5 protein-coding genes are annotated in these 7,281 nt (G+C 64.0%); 4 read left to right on the top strand and 1 reads right to left on the bottom strand.

Annotated elements, in window-relative coordinates:
* Nucleotides 1–106: 106 nt before the first annotated feature.
* On the bottom strand, nucleotides 107–1,477 hold the full coding sequence (locus FJ222_11265) for a 2-oxo acid dehydrogenase subunit E2 (GenBank protein ID MBM4165000.1): 1,371 nt from the start codon (nucleotides 1,475–1,477) through the stop codon (nucleotides 107–109).
* Nucleotides 1,478–1,972: 495 nt separating this feature from the next.
* Between FJ222_11265 and dnaK the strand changes: the two genes are divergently transcribed.
* The 4 genes from dnaK (at nucleotide 1,973) to FJ222_11245 (ending at nucleotide 7,006) form a co-directional block, all read left to right on the top strand.
* Entirely contained in the window at nucleotides 1,973–3,901 is a 1,929-nt protein-coding gene (dnaK, locus tag FJ222_11260) for a molecular chaperone DnaK (GenBank protein MBM4164999.1), read from the top strand.
* A gap of 74 nt (nucleotides 3,902–3,975) precedes the next feature.
* Nucleotides 3,976–4,263, top strand: a complete 288-nt coding sequence (locus FJ222_11255) for a co-chaperone GroES (protein ID MBM4164998.1) — start codon at nucleotides 3,976–3,978, stop codon at nucleotides 4,261–4,263.
* A 39-nt stretch (nucleotides 4,264–4,302) separates the two neighbouring features.
* Nucleotides 4,303–5,952, top strand: a complete 1,650-nt coding sequence (groL, locus tag FJ222_11250; GenBank protein MBM4164997.1) for a chaperonin GroEL — start codon at nucleotides 4,303–4,305, stop codon at nucleotides 5,950–5,952.
* 139 nt (nucleotides 5,953–6,091) lie between these two features.
* Nucleotides 6,092–7,006 carry a hypothetical protein gene (locus FJ222_11245; GenBank protein MBM4164996.1) on the top strand — a complete coding sequence of 305 codons (915 nt, stop codon included), beginning with the start codon at nucleotides 6,092–6,094 and terminating at the stop codon, nucleotides 7,004–7,006.
* Nucleotides 7,007–7,281: the final 275 nt, after the last annotated feature.

The following is a 7,281-nucleotide window of genomic DNA, read 5'->3' as shown; positions in this document are numbered from 1 at the left end:
ACGGTCGCCACGGTGGAGGCCGACAGCGACCGCACCAGCGCGTTCGTCACCTATCCCGATTCGAAGGCACCCTCCGGCTTCTTCCGCGTCCGCGTGAAGTAAGGTCTCACACCAGGCTCTTCCACAGCTCGACGGTTTCGAGCTTCCGGCGGATGGCGTTGGCGAAGCGGGCGCCGGTCGCGCCGTCCACGATGCGGTGGTCGGCGGAGAGCGTCATCGCCAGCTGCGTGCGGATGCGGACTTCGCCGTTGACCACGGCGGGTGCCTCGCGGCCGCTCGCCACTGCGAGAATGCCAGCCTCGCCGGGGTTGATGATCGCGGCGAAGGCATCGACGTCGAGCATCCCCATGTTGGAGACGGTAAAGCTGCTGCCTGTCATCTCGTCGGGGGTCAGCTTGCCGGCCCGCGCCTTGTCGGCGAGCGCCTTGGCGCGGTCGCGCAGTTCCGCCAGACTCAGCGTCTGGGCGGCGCGGATCACCGGCACCACGAGTCCGTTTTCCACGCTCACCGCCACGCCGAGATCGACGTCGCCCCGCCAGGTCACCGTGCGGCCGTCGGTCGTGGAATTGACCGCCGGGAACTCATCCAGCGCCAGCACGACCGCTTCAAGGATGAAATCGTTGACGCTGTACACGGTTCCAGCCGCCTTGAGCGCGGCGCGATAGCGCATCAGCTCGGTGATGTCCGCCGTCACCGTGACGTAGAAATGGGGGATCGTCTGCTTGGATTCGACCAGGCGGCGGGCGATCACCTGCCGCATGCGCGACAGCGCAACCGGCTGCGCGCGAATCGCCCGTTCGACATCTTCGACCCGGATCCGGCCGCCTTCGCCCGAGCCGCGAACGGTCAGGATGTCCACGCCTTTCTCCTGCGCGAGCCGTTTCGCGGCGGGTGCGATGCGGAGGGCCTCGTAGTTCCGCGCCGCCAGATAGGCCAGGAGGTCCTTCTCGGTGATCCGGCCGTTGGGGCCGCTGCCGGTCACCGGGGCCGGATCCACCGCCTTGTCGCGCGCGAGCGCCTTGGCGCGCGGCGAGATGGCCCGTTTGGCCGCACCTGCGGGAGCCGGGGCGGGCGTCCATGCCGGAGCCGGGGCGGGAGCCGGGGTGGGCACCCCGGCGGGCGCGGCAGCACGGGGCGCTTCGGCGCGCGGCGCGGCGGCCCGAACGGGCGCCTGTGCGGCGGCTTTTGGCACCGCGGGCGCGGAGGCTGGCGCGGGAGGCTGGGCAGGCACCGGCTCTCCAGCCGATCCGACGTATCCCACGACCGTGTTCACGGGCACGGTGATTCCCACGCCCACGTAGATTTTCAGCAGAGTGCCCTCGAAAAACGACTCCACCTCGAGGTTCGCCTTGTCCGTCTCGATTTCAAACAGGATGTCGCCCTTGGCGACGGCATCGCCCTCCTGTTTCAGCCACTTGACGATCAAACCCTCTTCCATCGTCTGCCCGAGCTTCGGAAAAATCAAGGCCTGTGCCATAGCTTCGCTCCAGATTGACGGCGGCGCTGCCGCCCGGTTGTCAAAAAAGTGGGAATTACTATACAGAGAAATGGCCCGGACGGGAAGAACAGAAAAAACGGAGGCGCTTGCAAAACCTCCTACGTCGGTTCTGTAAGCGCAGGATTCAGAAGCCAGTATTCAGAATGGGAATGAAGAGAAAAGCTGGATGAGGACGATCACACTGTCTCATGGCATCGTTCCATCCGGCCGCAGGCTGGCGGCCCCTTAAACCCTTCCCCTGACCGTTTTGTCCCAGTCCGATCTCTGGCGCACTGTGACACAATGCCCAGATACGGCCCTTCATCCGAAGCCAAAGAACGATTATAAATATTTAGTTAATAACCTTATTATAAACATTTTACAAATACATATGTATCTGTTAACAAGGCGGCTGGCACGCTCGCTGCTTATGTAACGGCATCCGTGTAGTGTCACAACAACAGCCGATGAGACAGAGCGGCGGAGAGTGTGGTTATGGCAAAAGTCTTAGGAATTGATTTGGGGACGACAAACTCGTGCATGGCGGTCATGGAGGGTGGCGAGCCCGTCGTGTTGCCGAATGCTGAGGGGGCGCGCACGACGCCGTCCATCGTGGCGTTCACCAAGAGCGGCGAGCGCCTCGTGGGGCAGGCCGCCAAGCGCCAATCCGTCACCAATCCAAAAAACACAGTCTACTCCATCAAGCGGTTCATGGGTCGCAAGTACGACGAGGTGACCCACGAGGCTGCGATGATGCCCTACGAGCTCGTTCGTGCGGCCAACGGCGACGCCAGTGTCAAGGTCGGCGACAAGGTGTATTCCCCGCCTGAAATCTCGGCCATGGTGCTGCAGAAGCTGAAGACCGACGCCGAGGCGTATCTGGGCGAGAAGATCACGCAGGCGGTGATCACGGTTCCCGCCTATTTCAACGACAGCCAGCGGCAGGCGACGAAAGACGCCGGCCGGATCGCCGGACTGGAGGTCCTGCGCATCATCAACGAGCCTACCGCTGCGTCGCTCGCCTACGGGCTGGACAAGAAGAAGGACGAAAAGATCGCCGTATACGATTTTGGCGGCGGCACCTTCGACATCTCCGTGCTCGACATTGGCGACGGCGTCTTTGAGGTCAAGGCGACTAACGGCGACACCCATTTGGGTGGCGACGACATGGACATGACCGTCATGCAGTGGCTGATCGACACGTTCAAGAAGGAAAACGGCATTGACCTGTCCAAAGACACCATGGCCCTGCAGCGCCTGAAAGAGGCGGCGGAGAAGGCCAAGTGCGAGCTGTCGAGCGCGCAGACATCGGAGATCAACCTTCCGTTCATTACAGCCGACGCCAGCGGGCCGAAGCACCTCACCGTCTCGCTCACCCGTCCCAAGCTTGAGCAACTCACCGACGGCCTGATCGAGCGGACGACCAGCCCCTGCCGCAACTGCATGCGTGATTCCGGCCTGACGACCGTTGACGAGGTGGTGCTGGTCGGCGGCCAGACCCGCATGCCCAAGCTGCAGGACAAGGCCAGGGAGCTTTTCGGCAAGGAGCCTCACAAGGGGGTCAACCCCGACGAGGTGGTCGCCGTCGGCGCGGCCATTCAGGGCGGCATCCTCAAGGGCGAGGTCAAGGACGTGCTCCTGCTCGACGTCACCCCGCTGACGCTCGGCATCGAGACGCTGGGCGGCATCATGACGCCGCTCATCGAACGCAACACGACCATCCCGACCAAGAAGAGCGAGATCTTCAGCACGGCGGCCGACAACCAGCCGCAGGTGGACATCCACGTCCTGCAGGGCGAGCGCAAGATGTCGGCCGACAACAAGACGATCGGCCGCTTCGGCCTCGACGGCATCCCGCCCGCAGCCCGCGGCGTGCCGCAGATCGAGGTAACCTTCGACATCGACGCCAACGGCATTCTCCACGTCAGCGCCAAGGATCTGGGCACCGGCAAGGAGCAGAAGATCACCATCACCGCCTCCAGCGGCCTCTCCAAGGAGGAGATCGAGCGGATGCGGCGCGACGCCGAGGCGCATGCCAGCGAAGACAACCAGAAACGCGAGGAGGTGGAGGCTCGCAACCTCGCCGAGAACCTCGTCTACCAGACCGAGAAAGTGCTGAAGGAAAACGGCGACAAGCTCGCCGCAGAGAAGAAGGCGCCGGTCGAGCATGCCGTTAACGAGCTGAAGGAGGCGCTGAAGTCCGGAGCGATCGGGACGATCAAGGCCAAGCAGGAAGCGCTCAACACCGCCATGCAGGCCGTTGCCCAGGAGCTTTACGCGAAAACGGGGCCGCACGCTGGCGGCCCTGCAGCAGACGGAAGCACGAGCAGCGCACAGGACGCCGGCGACACCGGCAAAAAACCCGACTCAGACGGGGTGATCGACGCCGACTTCACCATGGTCGACGACGACAAGAAGAAATAAACACTTTTCCGGGATTCGGATCCCCGGGGAAAACAGACCTTAAATCACACAAACAAACAGGAGGCAGAGTTACCATGGCTAAAATCCGTCCACTCGGCGCGCGTGTTCTGGTTGAACCCGTTGACCCGAAAGAGCAGAACAAAGGCGGGATCATCATCCCCGACAACGCCAAAGAAAAGCCCCAGGAGGGCGTGGTCATCGCCATCGGCAAGAAGGTTGACGACGATGGAAAGCCGGTTGCGTTCGACGTCAAGGTCGGCGACCGCGTGTTGATGCCGAAATACGGCGGCACCGAAGTCAAGATCGACAACAAAGAATACCAGCTCGTGCGTGAAGACGACCTGCTGGGCGTGATCTCGTAACGTAATTCCGAACACTGATTTTGAAAGGAGCATCTCACAATGGCTGCAAAACAACTGAGGTATGATAGCGAAGCCCGCCAGTCGGTTCTGGCCGGCATCCAGAAGCTGAGCCGCGCCGTGGTCACTACGCTGGGACCCTGCGGACGCAATGTGATTCTGGACAAGAAGTTCGGATCGCCGACGATCACCAAGGACGGCGTCAGCGTCGCCAAGGAGATCGAACTGTCCGACCCCTTTGAAAACATGGGCGCGCAGATGGTGCGCGAAGTCGCGAGCAAGACGAGCGACGTCGCCGGCGACGGCACCACGACCGCGACCCTGCTGGCCGAGGCTATCTACCGCGAAGGCCTGAAGAATGTCACCGCGGGCGCCAACCCGATGTCGCTCAAGCGCGGTATTGACAAGGCCACCATCGCCGTCGTCGCCGCCATCCAGAAGCAGGCGAAGAAGGTGAAGGACGCCGAGGAGATCGCCAAGGTCGCCACCATTTCGGCGAATGGCGAGGTCGAAATCGGCCGCATCATCGCCGAGGCGATGGACAAGGTCGGCAAAGACGGCACCATCACCGTCGAAGAGGCCAAGACCATCGATACCACCCTCGACGTCGTCGAAGGGATGCAGTTTGACAAGGGTTATCTCTCGCCCTATTTCGCCACCAACGCCGAGGCGATGGAGTGCGTGCTCGAGAACCCCTACATCCTGATCTACGAGAAGAAGGTCTCCAGCCTGAACGACCTGCTGCCCGTGCTGCAGAACGTCGCCAAGGCCGGCAGGCCCCTGCTGATCATTGCCGAGGATGTCGAAGGCGAAGCGCTGGCGACCCTCGTCGTCAACAAGCTGCGCGGTACGCTGCAGGTCTGCGCCGTGAAGGCCCCGGGCTTCGGCGACCGCCGCAAGGCGATGCTCGAAGACATCGCGGTACTCACTGGCGGCAAGATGCTGAGCGATGATCTCGGCATCAAGCTCGAGAACGTGAAGATCGAGGATCTGGGCCAGGCCAAGCGCGTGACGATCGAGAAGGAGAACACCACGATCGTCGAGGGCGCAGGCAAGACCAGCGACATCCAGGGCCGCGTCGCCCAGATCAAGCGCCAGATCGAAGACACCACCAGCGACTATGACCGCGAAAAGCTCCAGGAGCGCCTGGCGAAGCTGGCCGGCGGCGTGGCGGTGATCAAGGTCGGCGCCGCGACCGAGGCGGAGATGAAGGAGAAGAAGGCCCGCGTCGAGGACGCGCTGCACGCCACCCGCGCGGCGGTCGAAGAGGGTGTCGTGGCCGGTGGCGGCGTGGCGCTGCTCCGTTGCCAGAAGGCGTTGGATGATATCGAAGTCTGCGGTGACGAGAAGATCGGCGTGGCCATCATCCGCAGCGCGCTCGAAGCGCCCCTGCGTCAGTTGGTCGCCAACGCCGGTCTGGAAGCCGCGTTGATTGTCGAGAAGGTCAAGAACGACCGGGGCGCCAACGGCTACAACGTGGCGACCGGCGAGTTCGTGGACCTGATCAAGGCGGGCGTGCTCGATCCGGCCAAGGTCACCCGCTCGGCGCTGCAGAATGCGGCGTCGATCTCCGGGCTCCTGCTCACGACCGAGTGCATGATCACCGACATCCCCGAGAAGAAGGAAGCCCCGGCTGGCGGCCACGGCGGCGGCATGGGCGGGATGGGTGGCATGGGCGGCATGGACATGTAAGCACGCGGTACACAGACGCGCCTCGGCGCGTCTGATCGTTCGCGAAAGACGGGGTTTGGCGGTTTCCGCCAAGCCCCGTTTTTTTGTTCGGTCTTCGCATTCGCCGTGTGATACACTTTTTCCCGTGAGGGCATCCGGCATGGGCGCAGACATAGACCTGATGAGAAAGATCGGCACACGGGCCGGACGGGCCGTGGCGGCGCTCGCGTTTATTCTGGCGTCTGCTGGCACCGCCGCTGCGGGCGGGGGCGACGACCTGCGGCTCTATGTCGTGCGTTCGAATGTCTTCGAGCACCTGCTCGCCTCCGTCAGCACCGGCTCGGACTTCGCCCCGGTCCTCGCATTCAAAGACTTTGCTGGAACCACCCGTTTTGTCCGCGTCGGCGACCGCCTCGGCGAGTGGGCGCTCGTGGCCTACGAGGCCAAGAGCGAGCAGGTCTTCAAGGCGTCGGTCGGCTCAAGCCTGACCGTCGACACCAGCACCGTCACCCTGCGCCACACCAACGGGCAGGAGCGGGTCCTCGTTCTCGGTGCGCCTCTGGAGCAGCCCGGCCGCATGGCGTGCCTGGTCTCGCTGGCATCCGGAGCGTGGGGTTACGCGCGCGCTGGAGACGCCATCACGCTCGACGACCGGCTCGTGGCCGTGGAGACGATTGACGAGACGACCGCGCGGGTGCGGACCGGGGAGGATGCGTTCGATGTTCCCCTGGTCAGCGACGCCGAGCGCGATGCCGTGATGCAGCTCTGGCGCGCGCGCCAGGAGCAGGCCGAGGCCCGCATCCGAGAGGAGGCCGAGGCGCGCCGCGCCAGCGAAGCCGCGCGCGTGGCCGCCGAACACGAGGCCGCGCGCGTGGCCGACGCGCGCCTGGCCGTGCGCGCGCAGCAGCAGCAGCCCGCGCACTTCTTTTACGGCACCGAATACCGCTATCCGGTCGCATACGATGCCGTGCCCTGCGTCGTGCGCCTCCCCGATGGCAGTACCCGCACGCAGTACGTTGTGGTGCCCACGCGCTTCGAGACCCGCGCCGTCGGCCACAGGATCGATCTGCGCTGATCACGCGGACAGGACCTGCGACCGGGTCGCCACGAAGCTTGAGAGTGCCAACTTCTCGGGCGCTCCCTGCGTCCGCTCCCCGCCCCCGCCCCCGCCCCCGCCTCCACATCCGTGGAGCGTGAAGATGAAAGAGCCGAACGCATCGTTGGAATGCACGATGCGGGGGGCAACCCCTTTTTTAATGGTAGCGGGGCTGCGGGGCCGTTGCCCAGTGGTGGCGTCACGGGGCCGTGCGAATCCGGTTCCGTGTCTCGAAAAGCGCGGAAAAGAGGTTG

The sequence above is a fragment of the Lentisphaerota bacterium genome (genome assembly GCA_016873675.1).
Lineage (GTDB): Bacteria > Verrucomicrobiota > Kiritimatiellia > RFP12 > JAAYNR01 > VGWG01.
This window is presented reverse-complemented; position numbering and strand designations above follow the sequence as displayed.

Bases quoted from the DNA above. Each gene is read 5' to 3' on its own strand.
- FJ222_11265 (MBM4165000.1), bottom strand. From the start codon at position 1,477: ATGGCACAGGCCTTGATTTTTCCGAAGCTCGGGCAGACGATGGAAGAG.
- dnaK (MBM4164999.1), top strand. From the start codon at position 1,973: ATGGCAAAAGTCTTAGGAATTGATTTGGGGACGACAAACTCGTGCATG.
- FJ222_11255 (MBM4164998.1), top strand. From the start codon at position 3,976: ATGGCTAAAATCCGTCCACTCGGCGCGCGTGTTCTGGTTGAACCCGTT.
- groL (MBM4164997.1), top strand. From the start codon at position 4,303: ATGGCTGCAAAACAACTGAGGTATGATAGCGAAGCCCGCCAGTCGGTT.
- FJ222_11245 (MBM4164996.1), top strand. From the start codon at position 6,092: ATGGGCGCAGACATAGACCTGATGAGAAAGATCGGCACACGGGCCGGA.